This is a genomic window from Azospirillum sp. TSH58, assembly GCF_003119115.1.
Classification (GTDB): Bacteria; Pseudomonadota; Alphaproteobacteria; order Azospirillales; family Azospirillaceae; genus Azospirillum.
Genome location: NZ_CP022364.1, coordinates 2,360,971 through 2,385,139, shown reverse-complemented (window position 1 = coordinate 2,385,139; position 24,169 = coordinate 2,360,971). Strand labels below are relative to the sequence as shown.

Sequence of the window (24,169 nt, the reverse complement as noted above, 5' to 3'; positions counted from 1 at the left end):
AATCCCATGCCCCTGCCGCTCGATCCGCATCTGCTTCAGCTCTACCTCGTCGCGGCGCTGGTCCTGACGGTGGCGCCGGGCCCCGATTCCCTGCTGGTCCTGTCGCGCAGTGTGATGGACGGGCGCAACGCCGGGGTGGTCGCCACCGCCGGCATCACGCTGGGCAACCTGATCCACGCGCTGCTGGCCGCCGCCGGCATCTCGGCCCTGGTCGCCGCCTCGCCGGCCCTGTTCGACGTGCTGCGCTACGCCGGCGGCGCCTATCTGGGCTGGATCGGCGGACGCGCGCTGTGGAGCGCCCTGCGGACCGGCTTCGGCCGCCGCGGCGGCGAAGAGGCGCCCACCGCCAAGCCCGAGTCGGCCCCGGCGCACCGCGTCTTCCTCCAGGCGCTGCTGACCAACCTGCTGAATCCGAAGGTCATCCTGTTCTATCTCGCCTTCGTGCCGCAATTCGTCGCACCGGCGCTCGGCCACGTCGCGCTGCAGATCTTCCTCCTCGGCTCGATCCTCGGCGTCATCGGCGGCCTCTACCTGCTGGGGGTCGCGGCCCTCAGCGCCGGTGCGGCGCGGCGCGCGCTGTCGAGCGCGCGGGTGCGGGCGGTGCTGGACGGCGTGGCGGGGGTTCTGTTCCTGGGCTTCGCGCTGCGCCTGCTGCTGACCGACCGGCGCATCGCCTGACGGCAAATCCGTCAGGCGGGAAAAGACGTTGCGGAGTCAGTGGACGTGCGTGGCCGGGGGTGTCATAGTGCCGCCCGCGTTTAACCGGCCAGCCCGTCCGGCCGAATGGCTTACCGACCGCGAGCGACGATGAGCGAGAAGATCTCCCTGATCACCTGGATGGCGAACATCCACATCCGGTTTGTCACCTGGCGCCGGGGCAACAAGGTCGGCACCGACCGCTTCGGCAACACCTATTACCGCTGCCCGAGCAAGATCGCCGGCGTCAAGGAACGCCGCTGGGTGATCTATGCCGGGGAACCGGATGCCTCCAAGGTGCCGCCGGAATGGCATTCCTGGCTGCACCACACCACGAAGGAGCCGCTGCCGGAAGGCAACAGCGCCTTCCACAAGCCGTGGCAGAAGGAGCATCTGCCGAACCTGTCCGGCTCGCTCCAGGCCTACCGGCCGCCCGGGCACCAGTATGCGGGCGGGCAGCGCGTGCGCGCCACCGGCGACTACGAACCCTGGACTCCGGGCTGAGACGCCCGCGCGGTCCCTTAGGAATCCCTCATGCGCCGCAATGTGATTGAAACCGTGCTCGGCGGGGTCGTCCTCGCCGTGGCCGGCTTTTTTCTGGCTTTCGCCTACACCAGCGCCGATTTGCGCAAGGTGAACGGCTACGCCCTCACCGCCAATTTCACCAGCATCTCCGGCCTGCAGAGCGGGGCGGACGTGCGGATCAGCGGCGTGAAGGTGGGGTCGGTCACCGAACTGACGCTCGACCCGAAGAGCTATCAGGCGGTCGTGCACATGTCGATCCACCCGGACATCAAGCTGCCCAAGGACACCGCGGCGGTCATCGCCTCGGAAAGCCTGCTGGGCGGCAAGTTCCTGTCGCTGGAGCCGGGCGGCGAGGAGGACATGCTCAAGCCGGAGGGCCGCGTCGAGTACACGCAGAGCACCCCCGGCATCGAGCAGCTTCTCGGTCAGGTCATCTTCTCGCTGCAGAACATGAGCAAGCCCGGACAGGAGGGCGGCGAGCCGCCCAAGCTGTAAGCGCCGCATACGGAAACGACGAACGAAGGGGCCTCGCGGCCCCTTTTTTCGTTTGCGCCATCCACTTTTTCCCACCCCCCTTCGGAACAGCCGCGGCCACGCTGCCGTTTCCTTCTCCGGATCCAATACGGCACACCCATCACGCCAGACCCATCACAGAGGAGATCAGCGATGAAAGCCCGTTTCCTGGTTCTCGGCCTCGCCCTGTTCGCCGCCGCCTGCGGCGTCAACACCGAGGAGAAGGCCGCCAGCGGCGCTCTGGGCGGGGCTGCGGCGGGCGCCGTGGTCGGCGGGCCGGTCGGCGCGGTGGTCGGCGGAGCCGCGGGCGCCGCGGGCGGCACCGCCACCCAGAAGGTCGAGGAGAAGGAGGGCACCGCCGGTCCGTCCACCAACGCCCCCTACGGCGGCACCCGCCCCAGCGGCAGCATCACCCAGTAAAAGCCGGCGCGGAGTAGACGGGGAGACGCTTCCGGGCTAGAAGGCTGTCGGGTTTCGGCCCACGCCGTTCGACATCACGGAAGCGATCCCCAGTGACGACGATCCCAGTGACGACGACTCCGAAAAGCCTCATCGGCCCGATCGTTGGCAAACGCGTTCGCGGCGCGGCCCTGGCGGCCGCGCTGCTCTGCCTTCCGGCCGTGAGCCTGACCAGCGGCCCCACCGCCGCCGCCCCGGTGCCGGAGGAGATGGTCAGCCGCCCCGCCGCCAAGCTGCAGGGGCTGGACAAGATCACCGCCCGCACCTCGACCTTCACCATCGCGGTCGGCGAGACCAAGGCGCTCGGCAGCCTGCGCATCACCCTGCGCGCCTGCAAGGAGAACCCGCCGATCGAGACGCCGGAGACCGCCGCCTTCCTCGAAGTGATCGAGAACAAGCCCGGCGAGCAGGCGGAACCGGTGTTCAGCGGCTGGATGTTCGCCTCCAGCCCCGCCCTGTCGGCGATGGAGCACCCGATCTACGACGTCTGGGTGCTGTCCTGCGAGGGCGACTGAGTCAAGCCCCGAGGGCCGCCCTCAGCCGTCCGCACCCAGCAGCGCCGTGACGGCCGCCTCCTGGTCGACGCCGCCGAAGTCCGTCGGGACCGCCAGGGCGGCGGCCAGCCGGCGGCGGTATTCGGCGCGCGGGATCTCCATGGCGCCGAACTGGCTCAGATGCTCCGTCACGAATTGCGCGTCCAGCAGCGTGTAGCCCGCCGCCCGCAGCCGGGCGACCAGATGCACCAGCGCCACCTTGCTGGCGTCGGTGACGCGGCTGAACATGCTTTCCCCGAAGAAGGCGCCGCCCAGCGCGACGCCGTAGAGGCCGCCGACGAGTTGGCCACCGCTCCAGCATTCCACGCTGTGGGCGCAGCCGCGCTCGTGCAGTTCGGTGTAGAGCCGCAGGATGTCGCCGTTGATCCAGGTCTTCGGGCGGTCCGGGGTCGGTTCCGCGCAGGCTTCGATCACCGCGCGGAAGGCCGCGTCGAAACGCAGCTCGAACGGGCCGCGCCGCACCGTCTTGCGCAGCTTGCGCGGGACGTGGAAGCCCTCCAGCGGCAGGACGCCGCGCCGTTCCGGATCGAACCAGTACAGCTCCTCGGAGTCGGCGTTCTCCGCCATCGGGAAAATGCCGGCGGCGTAGGCGCGCAGAAGCAGCGATGCGGACAGTTCGATCATCGCGGACACTATAGCCGTTTGCCCCCTCACCCCCGCAACGTTATCTCAGCGCACCACTTCCGCGCGACAGGTGGCTCCCACCATGGTATGCAACGGGAGAGCGTTCCCTTAGAAGGAATTCCAGCATGAAGATGGTTCTGTCAGCCATTGCAGTCGCGGTGGTTGCGTTTCTCTCGATGACCGGCGCGTCATGGGCGCAGCGCAGGGCGGAGCCCGGCACCTTCGATTACTATGTGCTCAGCCTGTCCTGGTCGCCCACCCACTGCGCCAAGAATCAGGGCGACGCCGATCCCGACCAGTGCGGGATGGAGCGCAAGTTCGGCTTCATCGTCCACGGCCTGTGGCCGCAATACAGCAACGGCGGCTATCCGGCCACCTGCAGCCGCGACCGCACGGTTCCCCGCGCCGTGGTGGACGCCACCATGCCGGTGATGCCCAGCGTCGGCCTGATCGTGCACCAATGGACCAAGCACGGCACCTGCAGCGGCCTGCCCGTCACCGACTATTTCGCGCAGGTCCGCAAGGCCTTCGCCAAGGTGAAGATCCCCGAGGCGCTCCAGGCTCCGAAATCCGACCTGTCGATCCCCGCGACCCAGGTGGAGCGGCTGTTCGTCCAGGCCAATCCGGGGCTGGAGCCGGAGTCGGTGGCGCTGGTCTGCTCCAAGCGCGACGTGGCGGAGGTGCGGCTGTGCCTGAGCAAGGACCTGTCCTTCATGCCCTGCGGCGCCAAGGTGGTGGACCGCTGCCGCCGCGACGCGCTGCTGACCGCGGCGCCGTGACGGTGGGGTGCGGGATTCTCGGGGGACAACAGGGTTTTCACGGATTGCACGGATTTTGACACGGATTTCGCGGATTTTCTCTATTCGCGCCTAGCGCGGGCCTGTTCGATCAGCGAGGGCTGAGCAAGCCCAAAGAAATCTGTGTCATCCGTGCTCAAATCCGCGCAATCCGTGAAGACTTGGTTGCCCGCAAGAATCCCGCGCTCACACGAACGAAAAGAGCCCGTCCTCCCCATCGGGAAGAAGGGCTCTTTTTCATTCAGCCAAACAAACGATTACTTCTTCATGCCCATCAGCTGTTCGAGCCAGTGGATGTCGTAGTTGCCGTCGATGAAGGCCTGCTGCGCGATGATGCGCTGGTGCAGGGGCAGCGTGGTGTCGACGCCGCCGATCACATACTCTTCGATCGTCCGGCGCAGCCGCATCAGGCACTCGTTGCGGGTGGTGCCGTGGACGACCAGCTTGGCGATCAGGCTGTCGTAGTGCGGCGGGATGCGGTAGCCGTCGTAGAGCGCCGAGTCGACGCGCACGCCCAGGCCGCCCGGCGCGTGGTAGCCGTCGATCTTCCCCGGCGACGGGATGAAGGTCTCCGGATGCTCCGCGTTCACGCGGCACTCGATCGAATGGCCCTGGAAGCGGATGTCCGCCTGGCCGTAGCCGAGCGGGGCGCCGGTCGCCACGCGGATCTGCTCGCGCACCAGATCGATGCCGGTGATCATCTCGGTGATCGTGTGCTCGACCTGCAGGCGGGTGTTCATCTCGATGAAGTAGAACTGCCCGTCCTCGAACAGGAACTCCATCGTGCCGACGCCGCGGTAGCCGATGGCCGCCGCCGTCTTGGCCGCCAGATCGCCGATGAAGGCGCGCTGCTCGGCGTTCAGGGCCGGCGACGGGGCTTCCTCGATGACCTTCTGGTGGCGGCGCTGCACGGAGCAGTCGCGCTCGCCGAAATGCACGCAGTTGCCGTGCTCGTCGCCGAGAAGCTGGATCTCGATGTGCCGGGGCTTGCCGAGATACTTCTCGATGTAGACCTCGTCGTTGCCGAAGGCGGCGCGCGCCTCGCCACGGGCGAGCTGGTAGGCTTCCTTGAGCTGGTCGGGGTTGCGGGCGACCTTCATGCCCTTGCCGCCGCCGCCCGCCGCCGCCTTGATGAGGATCGGATAGCCGGTCTCGCGGCCGATCTTCTCCGCCTCCTCCAGCGTCGGCACCGGGCCGTCGGAACCGGGGACCACGGGCAGCCCCTGCTCCATCACCGTCTTCTTCGCGGTGACCTTGTCGCCCATGATGCGGATGTGCTCCGCGGTCGGGCCGATGAAGGTGAAGCCGTGCTCCTCCACCATCTCCGCGAACTGGGCGTTCTCCGACAGGAAGCCGATGCCGGGATGGATCGCGTCCGCCCCGGTGATCGACGCCGCCGACAGGATCGCCGGAATGTTCAGGTAGCTTTCGCGGGCCGACGCGGGGCCGATGCACACGCTCTCGTCCGCGAGGCGGACGTGCATGGCGTCGGCATCGGCGGTGGAATGCACCGCCACGGTCTGGATTCCCATCTCACGGCAGGCGCGGTGGATGCGCAGAGCAATCTCACCGCGGTTCGCGATCAGGACCTTCTCGAACATCGCCAAGGGATGATCCCCGCTCACTCGATGATCATAAGGACTTCGCCGAACTCCACCGGCTGGCTGTCGGAGATCAGGATCTCGACGACCGTGCCGCCCCGCGGGGCCTTGATGGGGTTCATGACCTTCATCGCCTCGATGATGAGGACGGTCTGGCCGGCCTTCACCGTGTCGCCGACGCGCACGAAGGGCGTGCCGCCCGGCTCGGCCGCGGCGTAGGCCGTGCCGACCATCGGCGAGGTGACCGCGCCCGGATGGCTGGCGGGCTTGCCGGCCGGGGCCGCCGCCGCAGCGGCGACCGGAGCGGGAGCGGCGACCGGAGCGTGCACGGCCACCGTCTGGGCGGCCGTCGGGCGGGTGACGCGGATCCGCTTCTCGCCCTCGGCAAACTCGATCTCGCTCAAGCCCGTCTCACGCAGGAGATCCGCGAGCTTGCGGACCAGATCGCCGTCGATGTCGAAGCTTGCCATGGTGTTCGTTTTTCCCGTGTTCCTTAGTCGCGCTCGAGGATATTCGCCATGGCGTCCAGCGCCAGCAGATACCCGTGAGGGCCGAAGCCGCAGATCATCCCCTTGGCCACCGCGGAAATGTGCGAGTGGTGGCGGATGGCCTCACGCTTGTAGATGTTGGAGAGATGCACCTCGACGATCGGCAGCTCGGACAGGATCAGCGCGTCCATGATGGCGACGGAGGTGTGGCTGTAGGCGCCGGCGTTGATGACGATGCCGTCATGCTCCGTCCGCGCCTGCTGAATCCAGGAAACGAGTTCGCCCTCGTGGTTCGACTGCCGGAAATCGATGGCCAGCCCGAGCTGTTCGGCGCGTTCCTGGCACGCGCCTTCCAGGTCGTCGAGCGTCATGGAGCCATAGATATGCGGTTCGCGCACGCCCAGCATGTTCAGGTTCGGTCCGTTCAGGACCAGAACGGAAGCGTCGATGGCCACGGGCCACGCCCCTTTTCCAAGATCGAGTCCGCGCGTTTATAGCACTTTGCGTCGCGCTGGCAATGCCGCATGGCGCAAACGTTACGCCCATTCGGCGTGTTCTGCCCCCTTCGACGCCAAATGCCTCACGGCGCGGCGGACAGGTGGCGGCGCAGGATCTCCTCGAAGGCCCCGCCGTCCTTCAGCTTTCTCAATCCGGCGTTGAAAGCCGCCAGGATCGCCGCCGCCTCCGGCAGCGAACGGGAGAGAATCAGGTGCTGCCCGGCGCGGGCGTAGGGCAAGGGGGCGACGCGGATCTCGTCGCCCATCATCGCCTTGGCCACGGCGCTCCGCCCGGTGAACTCGTCGATGACGAAGGCGTCCACCCGGCCCGAGGCGGCCATCCGCACGCAGGCCGGCAGATCCGCCGGGCTTTCCCGGGTCAGCGCGCCCGCCGCGGCCAGCGCCGCCAGTTCCGGCGGCAGGGCGTAGCCGACCGGCGCGCAGACCGTGCGGCCCCGGAAATCCTCCGGCTTGCGGAACACCATGCCGCTGTGGGCGGACAGGTAGACGAGTTGCCGCACCTCCAGCAGCGGGTCGGAGAACAGCATCTCCATCTCGCGGTCCGGCGTGCGGACATAGGGGAAGGTGCCGAGGAACTTGCCCGCCAGCACGCCGTCGTAGCCGCGGCGCCAGGGCATGAAGCGCACCCCGTAGCGCAGCCCCACCTCGTCGAAGGCGCGGCGCACGATCTCGGTCAGCAGGCCGCCCTCCGGCAGATCCTCCCCGGTGAAGGGCGCGAAATCGTTGCCGGTGACGAGATGCAGGGCTGAGCCGAGCGGGGCGGAGGCGATTGGGGCCGAGTCGGGCGTCGCCGCCCGGACGGGACCGAGCGCCGCCAGCAGCAGGAGCATGGCCAGAAGCCCCCGCCGCCCCACCATGGCCGGCCTCCCTTCCCTCTCGCGCCGCCGCCCGATCACTCCGCCGGGGCGCGGTTGCGCCGCCCGGCGGGGTCGGTGAACAGGTCGTTGATGCGCTGGACATGCTCCGCCACCGCCTCGCGGATGGAGAAGATGCGCTTCTCGGCGCCGCCGCTCCAGCCGACCGGCTTCTTACGGAAGATCGAGCGGAAGAAGCGGGTGTTGCGCAGGAAGCCCTGCTGCAGGTTCAGGTCCACGTCGCCGTAGCGCTCCGGCAGGCTGCGGGCGACCCGGCGGGCCATGAAGGAGCGCAGCCAGAAGTGGCCGGCGCCGAACAGGCCGCCCAGCACCACCAGCGCCGCCAGCACCCCGACCGGCAGTCCGCCGGCCCAGGCCGGCTGCGACTGGGTCAGCCAGGTGAGGAAGGCCGACACCGTGTCCCCGCCGGCGAGGCTGGCGATCCCGCCGAACAGCAGGGCGAGCAGGGCCAGCCACACCGCGTCGCCGATCAGCACCAGCTTGCGCCAGCGCTTCATCGCCGCGGCGAGCTGCGGGACGATCTCGCCCTTCAGCTCCTTCACGAGGCTGTCGATCATGCCGACGATGCGGTAGGCGCGGGCGACCTCCACCTCGTTGATGCGCACCTGGAGTTCGGCGAGGTCGGCGTCGCGCCGCGCCTCGTAGCGGGCGCGCACGGCGTCGTCGGCGATGGCGACCGCCGACTTGCTGTCGTAGAGCGCGTAGAAGCGGCCCGACACCAGGCCGGCCTGGGCGATGGCGCGCTGCCACGCGCCGAACACCGCCTCCAGATTGTCTTCCTTCGCCGTCGTGTCGATCTGGTTCAGGATGTAGCAGACCTTGCGCGCGTCGGCGCGGTCCACCGTCTTCGCCACCAGATGCTTCAGCGTGTCCTGCATCGCCCCCGGTTCCGGGTGGCGCCCGTCGAAGAAGACCAGCACGAGGTCGGACAGCTCGACGATGTGGTCGACCAGCCGCAGCACCGAGCGGCGCTGGTCGTCGGCGTCGAAGCCCGGCGAGTCGATGAAGATCTTGCCGCGCGCCCGGTCGCCGGACAGCGTCTTGAGCTGCAGGTAATTGTCGATGCGCTTGCCCTCGCCCGCCGCGACCTTCTCGATCTCGTCGGCGATCCGGTAGAAGGGGAAGCGCGGGTCGGCGTTCAGCGCGGTGCCCGGCAGCGCCTCCCGCCGGGTTTCCGGCCCGTGGCAGATCACCGTGAACTTGTCGTCCACCGCCTGGTTGCCGGTGTTCTGCAGCGGCGCGCCGAGATAGCCGTTGAGGAAGGTGGATTTGCCCGCCGAGAAGGTACCCAGCACCGCGATCATCGGCCACCAGGGAATGCGCGTGGTCAGCGACTCGTGCGGCCCCAGCAGGCCCAGCCGGACCAGGACACGGTCGAAACTGCGGAAGGTCGGGATGACCGGGAGGAGGTTCGGGTTTTCCGCGCGGAGATGCGCGTCCAGGGCGGCGAGGCGCTGCTGGAGGGCTTGCCTGGGGGTCATGGCCGGCCGGGTCCCGTCTGCTGTGAAATGGGTGACGTCTCGTGTCGGAGGCATTCTCTAGCACGAGGGGCCGTTGCGATGGACAGCGAAATCGCGGTGACCGGAAACGCCGTGACGGCGGCGCAGCATCGGCCCTATCTTGACCCCGTCGTCCGATTCCAAGCATGACCGCGAGGAGGCAGGCCAGTGACGCAGGGACCGCAGGGGCACGGTGCCCAGCACCACGATCACGATCATCATGACCATGAGGATGGCCATGACCACGGGCATGAGCATGGACATGACCACGGCCACAGCCACAGCCACGGGCATTCCCACACCGCGAGGGTGACGGCCGACAGCGAGCGGCGGATCCTGCTGGTCCTGCTGATGACCGCCGGCCTGATGGTGGTGGAGGTGGTGGGCGGCGTCCTGTCGGGGTCGCTCGCCCTGCTGGCCGACGCCGGGCACATGCTGACCGACGCGGCGGCGCTGGCGCTGGCCTGGCTGGCCTTCCGGCTGGGGCGGCGCCCGTCCGACCGGCGGCGCAGCTTCGGCTACCACCGGCTCCAGGTCCTCGCCGCCTTCGTCAACGGCCTCAGCCTTTTCCTGCTGTCCGCCTGGATTCTGTGGGAGGCGGCGCAGCGGCTGATGGAGCCCCAGCCGGTCCTGGGCGGCACCATGATGGCGGTGGCGGTGCTGGGCGGGCTGGGCAACCTCGCCGGCTTCTACATCCTGCACCGCGGCGACCGGGAGAACCTGAACGTCCGCGGCGCCGCCCTGCATGTGCTGGGCGACCTGCTGGGCTCGGTGGCGGCGGTGGCGGCGGCGGGCATCATCCTGGCGACCGGCTGGACGCCCATCGACCCCATCCTCTCGGTGCTGGTCGCCCTGCTGATCCTGCGCGGCGCCTGGGAGGTGGTGCGGCAGAGCGCCCACATCCTGGTGGAGGGCACGCCGGTCGGCATCGATGTGGACGAACTGCGCAGCGCCCTGCACGAGGCGGTGCCAGCGGTCACCGACATCCATCACGTCCATGTCTGGTCCCTGACGGCGGAGCGGCCGCTGCTGACCATGCACGCCGTGGTGCCGCCGGGAACCGACCGCGACGCGGTGCTGCGCGATCTTGTCAAGACCCTGCGCGGACGCTTCGGCATCGGCCACGCCACGGTTCAGGTGGAGACCGGCCCCTGCCCGGACGGCCGGGAGATGCACCACGCGGCCTGACGGGCCTCACCGTCTGTGACCTTCTTCGGTGGTATGGATCGATCACCGCGCCGGAAACGTTGCTTTCGGCATGGCTGCCGAAAACGACCCCGACACCGACTCCCTGCGCCTGACGGCGGAGGAGCTCGCCTTCCTTCTCAGCGATCCGCAGAGCCGCGCGGACCGGGAGGAGCGCAACGCCCGCGCCAACCGCGCCCGCACCGAGCGGCGGCGCAGCGATCCCGCCTATGCGGAGCGCCTGCGCAACGACGACCGGCTGCGCCAGCGGCGGCACCGCGCCAAGGCGGCCATCGGCCGGCCCGAACGGGAGCCGGAGCCGCCCATTCCCCTGCCCGCCCTGACGGCGGCGGACGCCCTGCGCCGTCTGGAAGCCCATCTGGAGGCGACCGCCACCCCGCAGGCGGCCCAGTTGCGCCGCCGTCCGGAGGCGTTGCGGCGCTACGCCGCGGCGTTCGAGCTGTACCGCGCCCTGTCGGGCCGGGGGGAACGCCCGACGCGCGGCGCCTTGGCCGCCGCCTTCGCCGCACGGCTCGGCCTCTCCCTCACCCCGTCGCAAATCCAGAAGCTGCGCGATCATGTGGAAGGCTTCGCCCGTCCGGGAGGCCCCTGGCACGCCGGCTGACCGGCGGAGCGGAAGGGCCGATACAGCGCGTCACGCAGCCCGGCCCTCGCGGCCCCTGTTCGGCCCACGAACGGTCGTTAACCCACTATTAACTATGATTTAAGGAAGCGTTAAGCCTGTTCAGGCCTCCCGCGATACGCCGCCATCCCCGCCAGAGCGCTGCGTGACAGGACGTATCGGGCTTCCGGCTTCGCCCTACAGATCGGTCGGGGCGTTGGGCACCGGGGGATCGGACCTCGGCGGCGTGGGTTCGGCCGGTCCTGGATTGGGGGGTGCCGGGCGGGACCGGTCGAGCCGGCGGATGACGATGTCGCCCTCCGGGGTGACTTCGGGGGGAGCGAACATCGGCACCTGCCGCACCCACCCCTCCAGCGCCTTCATCAGCAGTTCCACGCCCTGGCGGGCCTGCTCGCCCGGCGTGCTGGGCGCGCCGGGAGCCGGCGGAGTGGCGCCGGGCGGGGGCGGCGTGTCGGCGGCGCCCGCCGGCACCGCCCACAGGGCGCCGGCAAGGAACAGGGGCACCATGAGACTTACGGGGATGAGGCGGCGCGCGGTCATGGGTTCGTCACTCCCGGTTGGTGAAGGAGGCCGGTGTGATGGCCTACCCTGACAAACGTCCGCGCCGCCCTTTCCATCGCACGCATTCTTCAGCGTGCCCCCAATCGGAACCCCTTATCAGAACTCCTTCCAATCGTCCTCGTCGGCGGAGGCGCGCTGCAGGGTGGCCGAGGCCGCCTTGCCCGCCGCTGCCGGACGGGCCGGAGCCGCCGCCTTGCGCGCGGCGGGTTTGGCCGGCGCCGGCTTGGTCGGGGCGATGCTGCGCCGCAGAGCCGGAGACGCCCCGCCATGATGGACGGCGGGGGCCGCCGCGAAGGCCGCGGCGTCCAGCTTGAAGAAGCTGACCAGGGATCGCAGGTCCGTCGCCTGGTTGGCCAGCGACTGGGCGGCCGCGGTGGTCTCCTCGACGAGCGCGGCGTTCTTCTGGGTCATCTCGTCCATCTGCGAGACGGTGGCGTTGATCTCGTCGAGCGCCGCCGCCTGCTCCGAGGAGGCCGAGGCCATCTCGGCGATCAGCCCGGCGACCTGCTGGACGCCCGACACGATGCCCTCCAGCGCGTCGCCGGCCTTCTTGACCAGCTCCACACCGTCCTTCACCTGGCTGTCGCTGTCGAGGATCAGCCCCTTGATCTCCTTGGAGGCCTGGGCGGAGCGCTGGGCAAGGTTGCGCACCTCCTGCGCCACCACGGCGAAGCCGCGGCCCGCATCGCCGGCCCGCGCCGCCTCGACCGCCGCGTTCAGCGCCAGCAGATTGGTCTGGAAGGCGATCTCGTCGATCACCCCGATGATGTCGGTGATCTTGCGGCTCGACGCCTCGATGCGCTTCATCGCGTCGATCGCCGAATCCGCCACCGTCCCGCCGGATTCCGCGGCGGTGCGGGCGTCGGCGGCCATGCCGTTGGCGCGCTGGGCGTTGTCGGCGTTGGAGCGCACGGTCGCCCCCAGCTCCTCCATGCTCGCCGCCGTCTCCTCCAGGGACGATGCCTGCTGCTCCGTCCGCTCCGCGAGGTCGCTCGACCCCAGCGAAACTTCGGACGCCGCGCCGGAAATCGCGTCGGTGGCGCGCAGGATCTGGCCGACGATCTCCGACAGCTTGGCGGAGGTTGTGTTGACGTCGGTCTTCAGGGTCTGGAAAGCGCCCTGGTAATCGCGCTCCACCCGCTTGTTGAGGTCGCCCTGGGCGAGCGCGCTGAGCACCGCGCCGAGGTCGGCGATGACCGCCTCCACCGTATCGGTCAGGCGGTTGATGCCTTCCGACATCGTCCGGTAGAAGCCGTCCTTGCCGGCCAGCTCCAGGCGGCGCGACAGGTCGCCCTTCGACACGCCGTCGATCAGCGCGGCGATCTCCTCGCCGATGGCCGTCTCGCGGGCGCGCTGCGCCTCGTCGGCCCGGCGCTCGGCCTCCAGCCGCTCGCGCTCGGCCTCGTCCATCGCCTTCTTCTGGATGGCGTTGTCCTTGAACACCTGCACCGCCTGCGCCATCCGGCCGATCTCGTCGCGATTGGCGAGCGCCGGGATGGTCACCGTCAGGTCGCCGCCGGCGAGGTTCGTCATCGTCTCGGTCATCGACACCACCGGCTTGACGATGGACCGCGCCACCGCCCAGGCCAGAAGCAGGCCGAACAGGAAGGCGCCGGCCGCGATCGTCATGTTGGCCGACAGGGTGCGGTCCATGCTGCCGGTGGTTTCGGCCAGCACGGCGTCGCGGTCCTTGCCCTCGATCGCGACGGTGCGGTCGGAAAGGTCGGCGAACTCGACGCCGCGGGCGCCCATCACGTCGACCAGCCGGGCGTTTTCCAGCATGGCGGCGGCAGTCTCGCGGAACAGGGAGACGTAGCGGTCGGCAAGCTGATCGGCGGCCAGCGCGGCGGCGCGGCGCGCCGGGTTGCTCAACCGCTCGGTCGCCCGGCGGATGGCCTCGCCGAAGGCGTCGTCACGGGCCGACACTTCCGCGATGATCGACTCGTTCGGGCTGGTGAAGAAGCGCGACGCGGCAAGCCGCGCCAGCAGAAGCTGCTCCTGCGCGAGGGCGGCGTTGGCCGCCGCCTCGTGCTCGCCGTCGGCGATCAGGGTGGAGACGAGCTGCGACACGGTCTCGCGCGCCTTCTCTCCCGCCGGGACGAGCTGCTCGGTGTAGAGGCGGTCGCGGCGCAGGCGAAGCTCCGCCAGCGTGTTGAAGTCGGCCACGTAGCTGGCGAAGACCTGGTTCATCCGCTCCAGCAGGGCGCGGCGCTCGCCGGTCGTTCCATCCAGGGAGCCCCGCAGGTCCTTCACGAGGGTCGCCTGGACGGCGCGGACCTGCTCCGCCACCTTCGGGTCGCCGAAGGTGTTGAAGGTCAAGGCGAGGCGGCGCATCTGGGCGACCTGCGCGTCGATGGAGCTGACCTGGATCGAGTGGTTGCTCACCGCCGCGTAAGATTCGAAGCCGGACCGCGCCACCCCGAGGCCCCGCACGCCGATGGCGACGACCACCGCCAGCAGCAGCAACACCACAAGGAAACCAAAGTAAATGCGGGTCCCGACCTTGAAGCGCCCCGCCAGACTGCTTGTCTGCATCGACCTGATCCTTTGATTGCGATCCGGCGGCGCAGGGGAGCGTCGCCGCCGACCATCGCCGCCGACCATCCATGCCGGCCCGACCCTTCGGACGCAGCGCGGACTGTGGCGCGAACTCTATTTCCTCCGACCTATCCGAATTTGATTAGCAAAATGTTTCCACACCATCCCGGGACGACGAAATCACCACAATTTGGAATATTCACTCCATCGACCACACCCCGTAATATCATTCCTTTCCCAATCGACGCCATGCGCGGGTGCGCAACCGGCACGCGCGAGGCAGGCAATGCGCCGCAATCAGCGCCTTCAGCAGACCGGGTTGCAAGGGAGGCTGCAAGGCTGCGGGAGAAACCATATGCCTTCATATCTGCTCAAACCATGACCAGCGTGCAGTAATTTCAGAGATTCCGCTTGCGTGCCGAAAAGTTCTGTGTGAACAATCTTGTCGACATTCTCAAATCCTACATATTTATTCGCAAGCATTGGAGTTCCGGGTCCATGAGCGAACCAGCGGTGCGCAAAAGAGGGCGACGCGGATCGCCCGAATCCTGGTCGGTCGATGCACATGTCGGGCAGCGCGTGCGCATGCGCCGGACCTTGCTGGGCATGAGCCAAGAAAAATTGGGCGAAGCGATTGGCCTGACCTTTCAGCAGGTCCAGAAATACGAACGCGGCTCCAACCGCATCTCGGCCGGCACGTTGTATCGCCTCGGACTGGTTCTTGACGTTCCCATCAGTTTCTTCTTCGATTGCTACGACGATTCGCAGGCCCCCGGCGGAAAAGCGTCCTCGGCGGACGACTCCCGGGCCAATGACAGCTCGATCAGCCGCCGCGAAGCGCGCATGCTGCGGCTGTGGCGCGCCGCACCGGACAGCGTGGGCGACGAACTTCTTTCGCTTCTGGGATCCCTGTCGCCCCACCTGCGTGACGCGCGGGAGGAAGAGGTTCAGGAAGTGGATGACGGTCCGGCCAACACCGTGCCGTCGACCGCCGCGCCGAGACACCGCTTCGCCGGCGGGGGGATCGTGCTGACGGCTCCGTCCTCCTCGAAGGCCGGGTCCAAGGCCGAGTCGAAGGCTGGCCCCGCTGCGCTGGGCGGCAAGACGCTCCTGAAAGGCGCCAAGCCGCGCATCAAGGCCGAAGCGGCGCCCGGCGGAAAGCGGCGGCGTCACGGCGCCGTCTGGGACCCGGCGGACATCTACCGCGCGGGAAAAGCCCCCACCGGCAAGCCGAACAAGGCCCCCACCTGACGGCGCGACGCCGGCCCCGGAAATGTAGACCCGAAAAACACAGGCTTCAGAAACACAGACGGGGCGGCACCATCACCGGCCGCCGCCCCGCTTGGTGGAAAACGTCGGGAGTTCGGAATCAGAAGCGCAGGATCGCCGCGGTCGAGGCACCGGACGGCAGTTCCTCCTTCGTCACCACATGCACCTCGCCACCGCGCAGAAGGGTTTCGGTGGCGGCCTCCTCGACAAGATCGATGGCGCCGTCCGTTTCGTGGTGCAGCGGGAAGGCCCGGTGATAATCCTCGCGGAAGTGCCCCCAGACCTTCTCGTTCTCGGCCACCAGCAGGACACCGACCCGCCCCTCGCGCGCCGCCACCATCACGTCCTCGGCCCGCGTCGTGGTCCGTTCCGCCGTGTTGCGGTCGCCGTACAGGGCTTTGAACCGCTCCACCGCCGTCCGACGGGTCGAGTCGAACATCGGCCGGACCACCGCGTAGGCGCGTCGATGCAGCTCATCGACCTCCAGGGCGTCGGGGTTCGTCACGACCCCGTCCTCCAGCATCCCCTGCAAATGCGCGTCCCTGCGCAGATGCCCCTGGATTTCCTCGTCGGCCACCAGGACGAGCGGGCCGCGGAAGGGTTTCAGATGGTCGCGCGCACGGCCACCGACCCGGCCGAGATACTCGATGAGGTGGGCCTTGCGCAGTTCCTCGGGGTCTTCGCCGAAGTTGTGCGTCCTGGCCATGGACACGCCGCCGCGGTCCGTGCGGTCGGCGTGGCGGGCCGGCGGGGCGGTGTGCAGGTTGTTCTCGTAGTTGGTTTCGGCATGGATTTCCGCCACGCCCTGCGGCAGGCCGGCATCCTCCTCCGCGATGCCGTGGCGGGTCGCGCAGAACAGGCGGGCACGGCCCGCCGTGACGGCCAGGATCATGAAGGCCCCGTCGTCGGCCAGCAACGGCAGCAGCGGCCGCAGCGTGAAGCGGGAATTGACGACGACCTCCTCCGGCAGTTCGACGGGCACGCGATGGATGGCCGACACGCCCTTGGCCAGGAAAATCGCCAGCCCACGGTCCATGTGCCGCCAGAACTCGCTCTGCTCCAGCAGGTCGGCGGCCGGCTTGAGGAACGCCTCGGCGTCGGGCCGGCGCAGGCCGTGCTTCCCGCACAGCTGGTCCTGGGCTTTGGACAGCAGGTTGCGCAGCCGGATCACGTCTTGGCGGATGTCGCGCCCGGCGATGTGGGTGGGCAGGAAGATGGACACCGCCGGGGCGGCATCGACGGTCAGGAGCCGTTCCAGATCGTGTTTGCAGAACATCGCCTTCGTCGCCCTCCGCGTTGCTCGTTCGGGGAATTCCGATGGGAGCAACCGGCGCGTCGGGCCATGGTTCCAGGGTGCCTACCGACTGGGCAGGCGCCCGGAACACGGCGTACGGCAAGTCAGCCTATGACGGCCGCGGCGCGGCCCCCAGCCCACGACGGGGCGACCGTCACCAGGTGCGGACCGGCCCGGTGTCGATGTGCACGAAGCCGCTGCGCGGGTAGTAGCCGACGCCGCCGGCCTCCATGCCGCGGGCCGCGGTGGCGATGGCCTTCAGCTCGACATCCGGCAGCATCACGTCGATGGCCATGCCGCGGGTGTGGTAGCTTTCCTTCGCGACCCCGCGCGAGCGGCGGCGGGCCATGGCGTTGGTGCGGCGCGACCGGTAGCCGCAGATGACCCGGAAGGGCTCGTCGCTGTCCAGCGTCTGGTGCAGGCGGGCCAGCACGTCGAACAGGCGGGGGTCGTAGCGGCCGACCTGCTTGGCCCGGTGATCGCGCAGCAGCACGTCGAGCTTCTTCAGCGCGTCCGGACGATAGGCGCCGTCGGCCCAATAGACGCCGCTGAACTGCTCATTGGTGTTGATGTTGTGCAGGGACAGGCGGCGGACGCCGCCGGCCAGGGGGGCCGCAAGGGCCGGTGCGGCGGGCACCAGGACCGGTACGGCCAGGGCGGTCAGGGTCGCGGCGGCGAAGGTCAGAAACCCACGGCGGCCGGTCTCGCGCCCATTCATCGGCGCGGCACGGTCGTCATTCCCCAAAAGCATCACTCCCTATGCCTTTTGGTGATCGGGCCGCACCGTTCCAGCGCCGGACGACCCCCTATGGATTGTTCGGATAAGACCTAAATATTGCGGTCATAGCGAACGACTATTTCCTATAGGCTAGGGCTTGACCGGGATCAACCCGAAAATGGCCCGAATCGGTCACAAATCGGCCCCCGACCACAGCCGGCGCCGGCCCTGCGGGACGGTCGTCCCTGGCCGGAGGCCGTACGCCGATTTCCCGACCCGATGGAGGTCCGTCCCCGCCTCGCCGGACGCGGGTTCACGTACTACATTCGATAGAACGGACGGGGGATCGGACCTCCTGCCAGACGAGGACGGATCATGCACGCATCCCGGACGCTTACCGACCAACGACGCCGCCCGGCGCCGGTCCTGGCCGCGCTGACGCTGGCGCTGTCCGTGATCGCCGGCACGGCCGCCGCCCCGGCCGCCGCCGAGGCCGCCTCCTACCGCGAGATACTGACCGGCTGGGCCGACCGCCTGGACGACGCCGCCACGCGGCTGGAGGCGGAGCCGGAGCGCGCCGTCACCCGCATCGGGTCCGGACCGCTTCTCAAAAGGGGCAGCAACGGCGAGCGCGTGGAGCGGCTGACCCAGCGCCTGGCCGAACTGGGCTTCCTCGACCGGGCGCGCCAGGGCGATGTGTTCGATGAGGAGGTGGACACCGCGGTGCGCGCCTTCCAGTTCAGCCAGCGCATGAAGGTGGACGGGCTGGTCGGCGGCGGCACGCGGGTGGCGCTGGACCGCAGCCCGCAGGAGGCCGCCGCCCAGATGCGGCGCAGCGCGCTGTCCATGCGCGCCTTCCGCGACACGTCCCCGGACACCGTGATCCTGGTGAACCTGCCCAGCCAGACCACCACGCTGGTCCGTGACGGGGAGGAGGCGCTGACCATGCGCTCGATCGTCGGACGCCCGTCGCGCGAGACGCCCCTGCTCCAGGACCAGATCACCCACGTCATCGTCAACCCGACCTGGACCGTGCCGCCCACCGTTCTGAAGGAGGACAAGCTGCCCCTGCTGCGGGCCAAGGGCACGCCGGGAATCGCCAACGCGGTGGTCTATCTGGACGGCGCCCCGGTGGAGCCGGCCGTCGTGGACTGGCGCAACGTCTCGCCGCGCCGCGTGCGGATCGTCCAGCAGCCGGGCGACCACAACGCGCTGGGCCGGTACCGCTTCAACATGACCAACCCCTACAACATCTACCTGCACGGCACCAACGAGCCACGGCTGTTCGACCGCGAGATCCGCACCGTCAGCTCCGGCTGCGTGCGCCTGGAGGACGCGCGCGGCATGGCCGAGGCGCTGCTGGCGACCGAGCATGTGTCCACGGCGCGGCTCGACCGCATGCTGGACCGTCAGGAACCCCAGTGGATCAAGCTGACCCAGCCGGTGCCGGTGCGCTTCGTCTACTGGACCGCGACGGTGGACGACCGCGACGCCGTCCGCCTGCACCCGGACATCTACGACCTGAACGAGGACACCGTCCCCACGGCGGCGCCGGAGCCGGCCGGTCCCACCTCGTCCGACCCGATGCCCCCGGCCCAGAGGGCCTAATCCGCGGGAACGGCGCCGAACGGAAAAAGCCCCCGCCGGCCGGCGGGGGCTTTGTCGTCACGTGGCCCGCAACTCGGTGTCGGACCCGGAGGCGCGCCAGACCTTGGAGGCGGTCGGGCCGGTGTCGCCCGTGGCCTCCACATACTTCACCGGGTCGCCGGTCCTGAGCTGGTCCATATCGACGTTCAGGCAGCTGTTCCGGTGGAAATAGAGCTGCGTCCCGGTGTTGGTCGTGATGAAGCCGTGGTCCTCGGTCGGGTTGAGCTGCGAGACACGGCCGGGCTGCTCCGGATCATGGACCTTCACATCGCGGCGCATCTTGTCCTTGTATTCCTTCAACTGCCGCTCCGCGGCTTCGAAGGCGTCGCGGATCGAGGTCCGGGCGTCGGGATTGGCGTAGCGCTCCTTCGCCTTGTTCGGCTTGCGGCTGACCACGATGTCCTGGCCCGGCACCATCAGCTCGATGTGGACGTCGAAGACGTTGCCGGTCTTGTGCTGGCGGTGCTGCGCTTCCACGGCGACCCGCATGCCGACCAGACGGTCGAACAGCTTTTCCGTCTTCTCCGCCCGTTCGCGGATGTAGGCCTCCAGCTCCGGCTGGGAGTCCATGTTGTGGAAGGCGATTTCCAGGTTCGTGTCCATGGGAAGTCCTCTTCAAGCACGACGTGAGGAAAGCGGCGTGACGCCGGTCGCGGTCAGGAGTCGCGGGCTCGGCCGGGGATGCGGAACTCCTCGCCCTGGTCGGCGAGGCCCGGCATCTCGCCCTGGCTTTCCATGCTCAGCACGGGTTCGACCGGTTCGGTCCGCTCCGCGGTGTCATCGGGACCACGGGCCGGATTCGGGCGCAAGGTGTCCCGGTAGTTGTCCTCGATGGCGATTTCCTCGCTGGCGAGTTCCCAATGGTCCGCGGCGCGATTCTCCGGACGGCCTTCGCGCTCCCAGATCTGGTGAGCGCGCGCTCTGATCCGGCTTTCCAAATCATCCGCCATCCGGGCTGCCTCCTTTCGGTTCTCGTTCCGCGCCTCCCCGCGCCCTCCTCTGGGGTCGGGCGTCGGACCGGGCGCGCTTCCCGTCAACCGCACCGGAACACCGAAGGTTCCGGCTTCGGGGGTGGCCGAAGCCGGGAAACCAACGGAAACCACGCCGTTTGAATTAATCCCGAAGGGGTGATATTCGACGAAGGCGACCATCCGGAGGATAAACGCGTGAACCGGCCTGACCATGGACGCTCCCCCACGTCCAGCCTCCTTACGGGCCGCCTCCTCACGGGCATGCGCCACCTCCGCTCCGCCCTGTTCGCGCTGCCGCTGGCCTTGGGAACGCTGACCGCGGGAACGCTGGCGGGTCTGCCCGACACCGCCGCCCGCGCCGCGGATGGACCGTCGCTGCTGCAACTCGGCCTTTTCCAACGGGAGGGGGATGCCTGGTGGGCGTGGGACAGCCTGCGCCGCCGCTCGCCCGATCTGGCGGACGGACTCAGCCCGGCGGTCGTTCCGCTCGACGCGCGGCGCCAGGGCGAGGGCGTCGCCCTGCGGGCCACCGCCCCCGTGGGGCTGGACGTGACGGCGCTGTGCCGCCGCATGCTCGGCGCCGGTTTCGGCTGCCTCGTCCTCGACGCGGCCGCCCTGCCCCAGGCATCGCCCCAAACGTCGCCCCAGGCGTCGCCCCAGGCGTCGCCCCAGGCGCCGGAGATCAAGCCGCCGGCCGACAGCGCGCACGTCGCCCCGCCCCGCCCCGGTGGCGAGACCAGGACGGACGTCGCGATCACCTACCCGCCGGAGGCCGCCCGCACCATGGCCGCCATCGAGAAGTCCGGACGCCGCAAGGGCCGGCTGGGCGCGGTGATTCCCGACACGGCGCTCGACGTCATGCCGGCGACGCTGAAGGAGGAGGGTTGGAACCTCTGCGCCCTCACCTTCGACGACGGGCCGCACCGGGTGGTCACACGCCAGATTCTGGACGTGCTGAACCGCGAGAAGATTCCCGCGACCTACTTTCCGGTCGCCAGCGTCGCCGAGAACCAGGGCGAGGTGATCCGCGACTTCATCGCCGCCGGCCATGAGATCGGCAACCACAGCCTGACCCACGCCGACCTGCGCGCCATGGACCCCGAGGCGCAGCGCCACGAGATCGCCGAGGCCAACCGCATCCTGCGCGGCTTCGGCGCCAACCCGGTGCTGTTCCGCCCGCCCTACGGGCGCTACACGCCGGATTTGCTGGCCATCGCCCGTGAGGAGAGCATGAGCCCGGTGCTGTGGACCGTGGACACCCGCGACTGGCAAGTCCGCGACCCCGACCGCATCGTCCAGCATGTCAAGACCGAGGCGGGGACCGGCAGCGTGCTGCTGCTGCACTCCACCTACCCGTCCACCCTCAACGCCCTGCCCCGCGTGATCGCCGCGATGCGCGCGAAGGGCTGCGAGTTCGTCACCCTGTCAGAATGGATCGAGCGGATGCACCGGATCGCCACGCCGGCCATGGCCCCGACCCTGGTCAATGCCGGGGCGAAGACGGGACCGAAGGTCGGCGACACCCGCCTGCAAACCGCCAACTGAGCAGCGTCCGCTTTACTTTCCGGTCTTCTGCTTGCGGATCTGCAGGTACTTGCGGATGGTCGCCTCGACCTCCGGCGGCAGCATGTTCCAGGCGCCGGACACCGACCCGCCCTTGACCTCCTCGATGGTCACGGTGGCGGCGAAGGTGAACTTGCCGCAGGCGTCGTCGATCCGCACGCTGATGCGCGCGGTCTGGCTGGGGATCAGCGACCCGTCGAAGCCGGTCGCCACGAAGCCCTTGTGGCTGAGCCCCGCCAGGGGAAAGCTCTTGCCGTCGAACTCGATGACGTTTGACGGGCCGGCGGACGCGTTGGGCCGGCGCGGCGCCGCCTTACGGTCGTCCTTGACGGTTACCTTCAGAAAATCGAACAACCCCATGCACAGCCCCCGCCGAACAGCGCCGTCCATCGCCACGGCGTCATCACTTTATGCGCGGACTTACAAAAGGGGCAACCGTGATTTCCCGGACCGGCGGCGCATCAACCCTGGGGCGAGGCCGCCGCCCTCCCCCGCGTCCGTACGGCGGACAGAGCGTCCAGCGCCCGCCGGACGCTCAGCAGGGCGAAGGGCAGCAGGACCACGAGAACCGCAGCCATGCCCGCCGCCACCGTCAGCACGCCCGCCGCGTCGGCCCCGCCCAAATGGGCACCGAGGGTGAGCAGCAGATGAAGGATCAACGCGGACAGCATCGCCGCCGCAAACGCCGGAGCGGCAAATCCTTGCACGCGCCGATACCGCGACTGACCGGTCGCCGCGCGCCATGACCATCGTGGACGCGCCGCCGGGCAAGACGTCCCATAGACATCCAGCATGGGCACTCCTCCCGTCACTGCTCATCCAGCGCCGGTTGGATTGGGGCAATACGGCGGGATGAGGCGCGACCACTATAGCGGCAAAAATGCGCGGAGCCTAAAATCTGAAGTACTTATTCTGATTGGCCGGCCCTCCCGCCAAAGGTTATGGGCCCGGGACCGCTCCCTTCACCTCCCGCGTAGGCTCTCCACAGAGTCTGTGGATAACTGTGTTGACAAGGCCCGGCTTTTCCCGATTCGAGTCAAGCGCGACAAGGCCATAGCGCGATTTGCCCAAATTTTGAGCATGTCACACAAACCATTGAAATGCATTGCCTTTCCCGATTCGGGAGGGTGTTGCAGCGCTCACGCCTGTCAATTGGATTCTGCTGTCCGGCAACCCACGCGGCGATTTCGCGCGGGTCTGTGCCCTGTTGACAACTGAATGCTTGGACTCCCCGCATGAGGCACCCCGATCCCGCCGTCCCTCCTCCCACCGGCGGAGAAGGTTCGCCCCACCATCCGTTCTCTGGTGTTACAATCCGGCGCGGAGACCGTGAGTCAGGGTCACGGTGACCACGGTTCCGCCGCCCGGCTTGCTGAAAATGCGGATGCCGCCGCCCATGCGCTCGACCAGCGCCTTGCAGATCAGCAGGCCGAGGCCGCTTCCCATCTCGCCATCGGCGCCGGGCGCGGCGTGGTGCGGATCAATGCGGAACAGATGGGGCTGCAATTCCTCCGGAATGCCCAGCCCGTTGTCCTGGACCCGCACGGCCACCCGCCCATCCGCCTGTGCGGCGGACAGCATGACGATGCTTCCCGAGGGTGAGAAGCGCACCGCGTTCTCGATCAGATGCTTCAGCACCGTGTTCAGCGCGGACAGGTCGCCCAGCACCGGGGTGGCGACGATCCGGTTGACGACGATGATGTCACGGGAGCGGGCGCGCGGCTCCAGTTCCTCCAACACGTCCTGGAGCAGGCCGCCCAGCTCATAGACCCGCAGATCCACGGGCACCTGATTCAGCTGCAGGCGTGACCACAGCGACAAATTCTCGATGGTCCGCATCATCTGCCGGCCGGCGTCGCTGCACAGCGCCGCGTAGGCGCCCAGCTGCGCGCTTCCCTGGCCGCCGCCGCCCACCGGTTCGGGCAACGCCGCGTCGGAGGAGATCATCTGCGTCGCGCCCAGGATGGCGCTCAGCGGGTCCTTCAGCTCCTGGCAGATCTGCCCGAGAAAGCGGTTCATCCGCGCGACCGCGTCCGCCAGCTGGTCCACCCGCTGGGCGCGCTGCGTCTCCTCCTCGCTGCGGCGGGTGATGTCGGTGACGAAGAGGCAGAAGCCCGGCGCCGCCCCGCCATCCCCGCCGTCCAGCCGCGAGTCGTTGAAGATCGCGCGAAGCGGCATCCCGTCGGAGCGGATCAGGGTCACGTCGTAGCTGCGGTGCGGGGTCAGGCCACGGATGGCCGCCTGCCGCTCCAGGACGCTTCGGCTTTCCTCCGCCACATAGGCAAGCAGGTGGGTTCCGATCAGCTCCCCGGCCCGGTAGCCGAGCAACGCGCACAGCGCCGGGTTGACGGCGACGGTGACCAGTTCGCCATCCACCACCCAGCAGGCCTGCGCGCTCTCCTCCAGTATCCGCCGGCTCAAGGCGTCCCAATCGACCGCCGGGTGCTTTGGCTTCGACAGCAGTGCCAGCATGCCCCCTCCCGTCATCATCCTGCGCGGGTGGTCACACGGCCGTGTGTGTTCGTGAATTTTCGTTCCATCCCGCCACCAATGATAGACACGGGCGGCAGAAACCTTCAACAAAATGTGGGTTTCCCGGATGTTATGGCGCCGTCATCGAATCATGTTTTT

25 protein-coding genes and 1 pseudogene are annotated in these 24,169 nt (G+C 68.7%); 11 read left to right on the top strand and 15 right to left on the bottom strand.

Annotated elements, in window-relative coordinates:
* The first annotated feature begins 6 nt into the window (after positions 1-6).
* The 5 genes from TSH58p_RS14800 to TSH58p_RS14780 all read left to right on the top strand — a co-directional run bounded on the left by TSH58p_RS14800 (position 7) and on the right by TSH58p_RS14780 (position 2,708).
* Positions 7-678 carry a LysE family translocator gene (locus TSH58p_RS14800; protein WP_109067799.1) on the top strand — a complete coding sequence of 224 codons (672 nt, stop codon included), beginning with the start codon at positions 7-9 and terminating at the stop codon, positions 676-678.
* Between the two features lie 129 nt (positions 679-807).
* The gene (locus TSH58p_RS14795; RefSeq protein WP_109067800.1) at positions 808-1,200 is read left to right on the top strand and encodes an NADH:ubiquinone oxidoreductase subunit NDUFA12; all 393 of its coding nucleotides are present in this window, start codon (positions 808-810) and stop codon (positions 1,198-1,200) included.
* A 30-nt stretch (positions 1,201-1,230) separates the two neighbouring features.
* Positions 1,231-1,716 carry an outer membrane lipid asymmetry maintenance protein MlaD gene (gene mlaD / locus TSH58p_RS14790; protein ID WP_109067801.1) on the top strand — a complete coding sequence of 162 codons (486 nt, stop codon included), beginning with the start codon at positions 1,231-1,233 and terminating at the stop codon, positions 1,714-1,716.
* A gap of 171 nt (positions 1,717-1,887) precedes the next feature.
* Complete coding sequence (locus TSH58p_RS14785) at positions 1,888-2,154, top strand: hypothetical protein (protein ID WP_109067802.1); 267 nt, start codon at positions 1,888-1,890, stop codon at positions 2,152-2,154.
* Positions 2,155-2,246: 92 nt separating this feature from the next.
* Complete coding sequence (locus tag TSH58p_RS14780) at positions 2,247-2,708, top strand: DUF2155 domain-containing protein (RefSeq protein ID WP_247873800.1); 462 nt, start codon at positions 2,247-2,249, stop codon at positions 2,706-2,708.
* Positions 2,709-2,729: 21 nt separating this feature from the next.
* Here the strand turns inward: TSH58p_RS14780 and aat are convergent, their stop codons facing one another.
* Positions 2,730-3,371, bottom strand: coding sequence for a leucyl/phenylalanyl-tRNA--protein transferase (gene aat, locus TSH58p_RS14775; RefSeq protein ID WP_109067803.1), 642 nt, complete (start codon positions 3,369-3,371; stop codon positions 2,730-2,732).
* A 125-nt stretch (positions 3,372-3,496) separates the two neighbouring features.
* Here aat and TSH58p_RS14770 point away from each other — a divergent pair, with 125 nt between their 5' ends.
* Positions 3,497-4,150 (top strand): ribonuclease T2, encoded by a 654-nt coding sequence (locus tag TSH58p_RS14770; RefSeq protein WP_109067804.1) that lies wholly within the window; start codon positions 3,497-3,499, stop codon positions 4,148-4,150.
* A gap of 275 nt (positions 4,151-4,425) precedes the next feature.
* On the opposite strand, the gene accC is transcribed toward TSH58p_RS14770, so the two are convergent.
* The 5 genes from accC to TSH58p_RS14745 form a co-directional block, all read right to left on the bottom strand.
* Complete coding sequence (gene accC / locus TSH58p_RS14765; protein WP_014241156.1) at positions 4,426-5,769, bottom strand: acetyl-CoA carboxylase biotin carboxylase subunit; 1,344 nt, start codon at positions 5,767-5,769, stop codon at positions 4,426-4,428.
* Between the two features lie 20 nt (positions 5,770-5,789).
* Entirely contained in the window at positions 5,790-6,239 is a 450-nt protein-coding gene (gene accB, locus TSH58p_RS14760) for an acetyl-CoA carboxylase biotin carboxyl carrier protein (RefSeq protein WP_109067805.1), read from the bottom strand.
* A gap of 23 nt (positions 6,240-6,262) precedes the next feature.
* A complete protein-coding gene (gene aroQ, locus TSH58p_RS14755; RefSeq protein WP_014241158.1) occupies positions 6,263-6,712 on the bottom strand; it encodes a type II 3-dehydroquinate dehydratase in 450 nt (149 codons plus the stop codon).
* A gap of 125 nt (positions 6,713-6,837) precedes the next feature.
* Complete coding sequence (locus TSH58p_RS14750; RefSeq protein WP_109067806.1) at positions 6,838-7,632, bottom strand: ABC transporter substrate-binding protein; 795 nt, start codon at positions 7,630-7,632, stop codon at positions 6,838-6,840.
* Between the two features lie 35 nt (positions 7,633-7,667).
* Positions 7,668-9,131 (bottom strand): dynamin family protein, encoded by a 1,464-nt coding sequence (locus TSH58p_RS14745; protein ID WP_109067807.1) that lies wholly within the window; start codon positions 9,129-9,131, stop codon positions 7,668-7,670.
* Positions 9,132-9,317: 186 nt separating this feature from the next.
* Between TSH58p_RS14745 and TSH58p_RS14735 the strand changes: the two genes are divergently transcribed.
* Both TSH58p_RS14735 and TSH58p_RS14730 read left to right on the top strand, forming a co-directional pair.
* Positions 9,318-10,337, top strand: coding sequence for a cation diffusion facilitator family transporter (locus tag TSH58p_RS14735; protein ID WP_146205806.1), 1,020 nt, complete (start codon positions 9,318-9,320; stop codon positions 10,335-10,337).
* A 70-nt stretch (positions 10,338-10,407) separates the two neighbouring features.
* On the top strand, positions 10,408-10,959 hold the full coding sequence (locus tag TSH58p_RS14730; RefSeq protein WP_109067809.1) for a hypothetical protein: 552 nt from the start codon (positions 10,408-10,410) through the stop codon (positions 10,957-10,959).
* Between the two features lie 195 nt (positions 10,960-11,154).
* Here the strand turns inward: TSH58p_RS14730 and TSH58p_RS14725 are convergent, their stop codons facing one another.
* Complete coding sequence (locus TSH58p_RS14725) at positions 11,155-11,517, bottom strand: hypothetical protein (RefSeq protein WP_146205807.1); 363 nt, start codon at positions 11,515-11,517, stop codon at positions 11,155-11,157.
* A 117-nt stretch (positions 11,518-11,634) separates the two neighbouring features.
* Positions 11,635-14,073, bottom strand: a complete 2,439-nt coding sequence (locus TSH58p_RS14720) for a methyl-accepting chemotaxis protein (RefSeq protein WP_109469258.1) — start codon at positions 14,071-14,073, stop codon at positions 11,635-11,637.
* A 501-nt stretch (positions 14,074-14,574) separates the two neighbouring features.
* Between TSH58p_RS14720 and TSH58p_RS14715 the strand changes: the two are divergent.
* A pseudogene (locus TSH58p_RS14715) lies at positions 14,575-14,833 on the top strand (helix-turn-helix domain-containing protein); the annotation flags it as partial.
* Positions 14,834-15,445: 612 nt separating this feature from the next.
* Here the strand turns inward: TSH58p_RS14715 and TSH58p_RS14710 are convergent.
* Entirely contained in the window at positions 15,446-16,621 is a 1,176-nt protein-coding gene (locus TSH58p_RS14710; RefSeq protein ID WP_109469257.1) for a hypothetical protein, read from the bottom strand.
* A gap of 172 nt (positions 16,622-16,793) precedes the next feature.
* Positions 16,794-17,390, bottom strand: a complete 597-nt coding sequence (locus TSH58p_RS14705) for a DUF882 domain-containing protein (protein ID WP_109070113.1) — start codon at positions 17,388-17,390, stop codon at positions 16,794-16,796.
* 342 nt (positions 17,391-17,732) lie between these two features.
* On the opposite strand from TSH58p_RS14705, the gene TSH58p_RS14700 reads away from it, so the two are divergent.
* Positions 17,733-18,965, top strand: a complete 1,233-nt coding sequence (locus TSH58p_RS14700) for a L,D-transpeptidase family protein (RefSeq protein WP_109070112.1) — start codon at positions 17,733-17,735, stop codon at positions 18,963-18,965.
* Positions 18,966-19,022: 57 nt separating this feature from the next.
* On the opposite strand, the gene TSH58p_RS14695 is transcribed toward TSH58p_RS14700, so the two are convergent.
* Positions 19,023-19,607: an HPF/RaiA family ribosome-associated protein gene (locus tag TSH58p_RS14695; protein ID WP_109070111.1), complete on the bottom strand. Its 585-nt coding sequence runs from the start codon at positions 19,605-19,607 to the stop codon at positions 19,023-19,025.
* Positions 19,608-19,660: 53 nt separating this feature from the next.
* A complete protein-coding gene (locus TSH58p_RS33980; protein ID WP_247874041.1) occupies positions 19,661-20,188 on the bottom strand; it encodes a DUF2934 domain-containing protein in 528 nt (175 codons plus the stop codon).
* 48 nt (positions 20,189-20,236) lie between these two features.
* On the opposite strand from TSH58p_RS33980, the gene TSH58p_RS14685 reads away from it, so the two are divergent.
* Positions 20,237-21,520: a polysaccharide deacetylase family protein gene (locus TSH58p_RS14685; RefSeq protein WP_109070109.1), complete on the top strand. Its 1,284-nt coding sequence runs from the start codon at positions 20,237-20,239 to the stop codon at positions 21,518-21,520.
* A 12-nt stretch (positions 21,521-21,532) separates the two neighbouring features.
* On the opposite strand, the gene TSH58p_RS14680 is transcribed toward TSH58p_RS14685, so the two are convergent.
* From TSH58p_RS14680 to TSH58p_RS14670, 3 genes are all read right to left on the bottom strand, one after another.
* Complete coding sequence (locus TSH58p_RS14680) at positions 21,533-21,898, bottom strand: hypothetical protein (RefSeq protein WP_109070108.1); 366 nt, start codon at positions 21,896-21,898, stop codon at positions 21,533-21,535.
* Between the two features lie 101 nt (positions 21,899-21,999).
* On the bottom strand, positions 22,000-22,209 hold the full coding sequence (locus tag TSH58p_RS14675) for a hypothetical protein (protein ID WP_109070107.1): 210 nt from the start codon (positions 22,207-22,209) through the stop codon (positions 22,000-22,002).
* A gap of 637 nt (positions 22,210-22,846) precedes the next feature.
* Positions 22,847-24,010: a HAMP domain-containing sensor histidine kinase gene (locus TSH58p_RS14670; RefSeq protein WP_158282604.1), complete on the bottom strand. Its 1,164-nt coding sequence runs from the start codon at positions 24,008-24,010 to the stop codon at positions 22,847-22,849.
* Between the last annotated feature and the right edge of the window lie 159 nt (positions 24,011-24,169).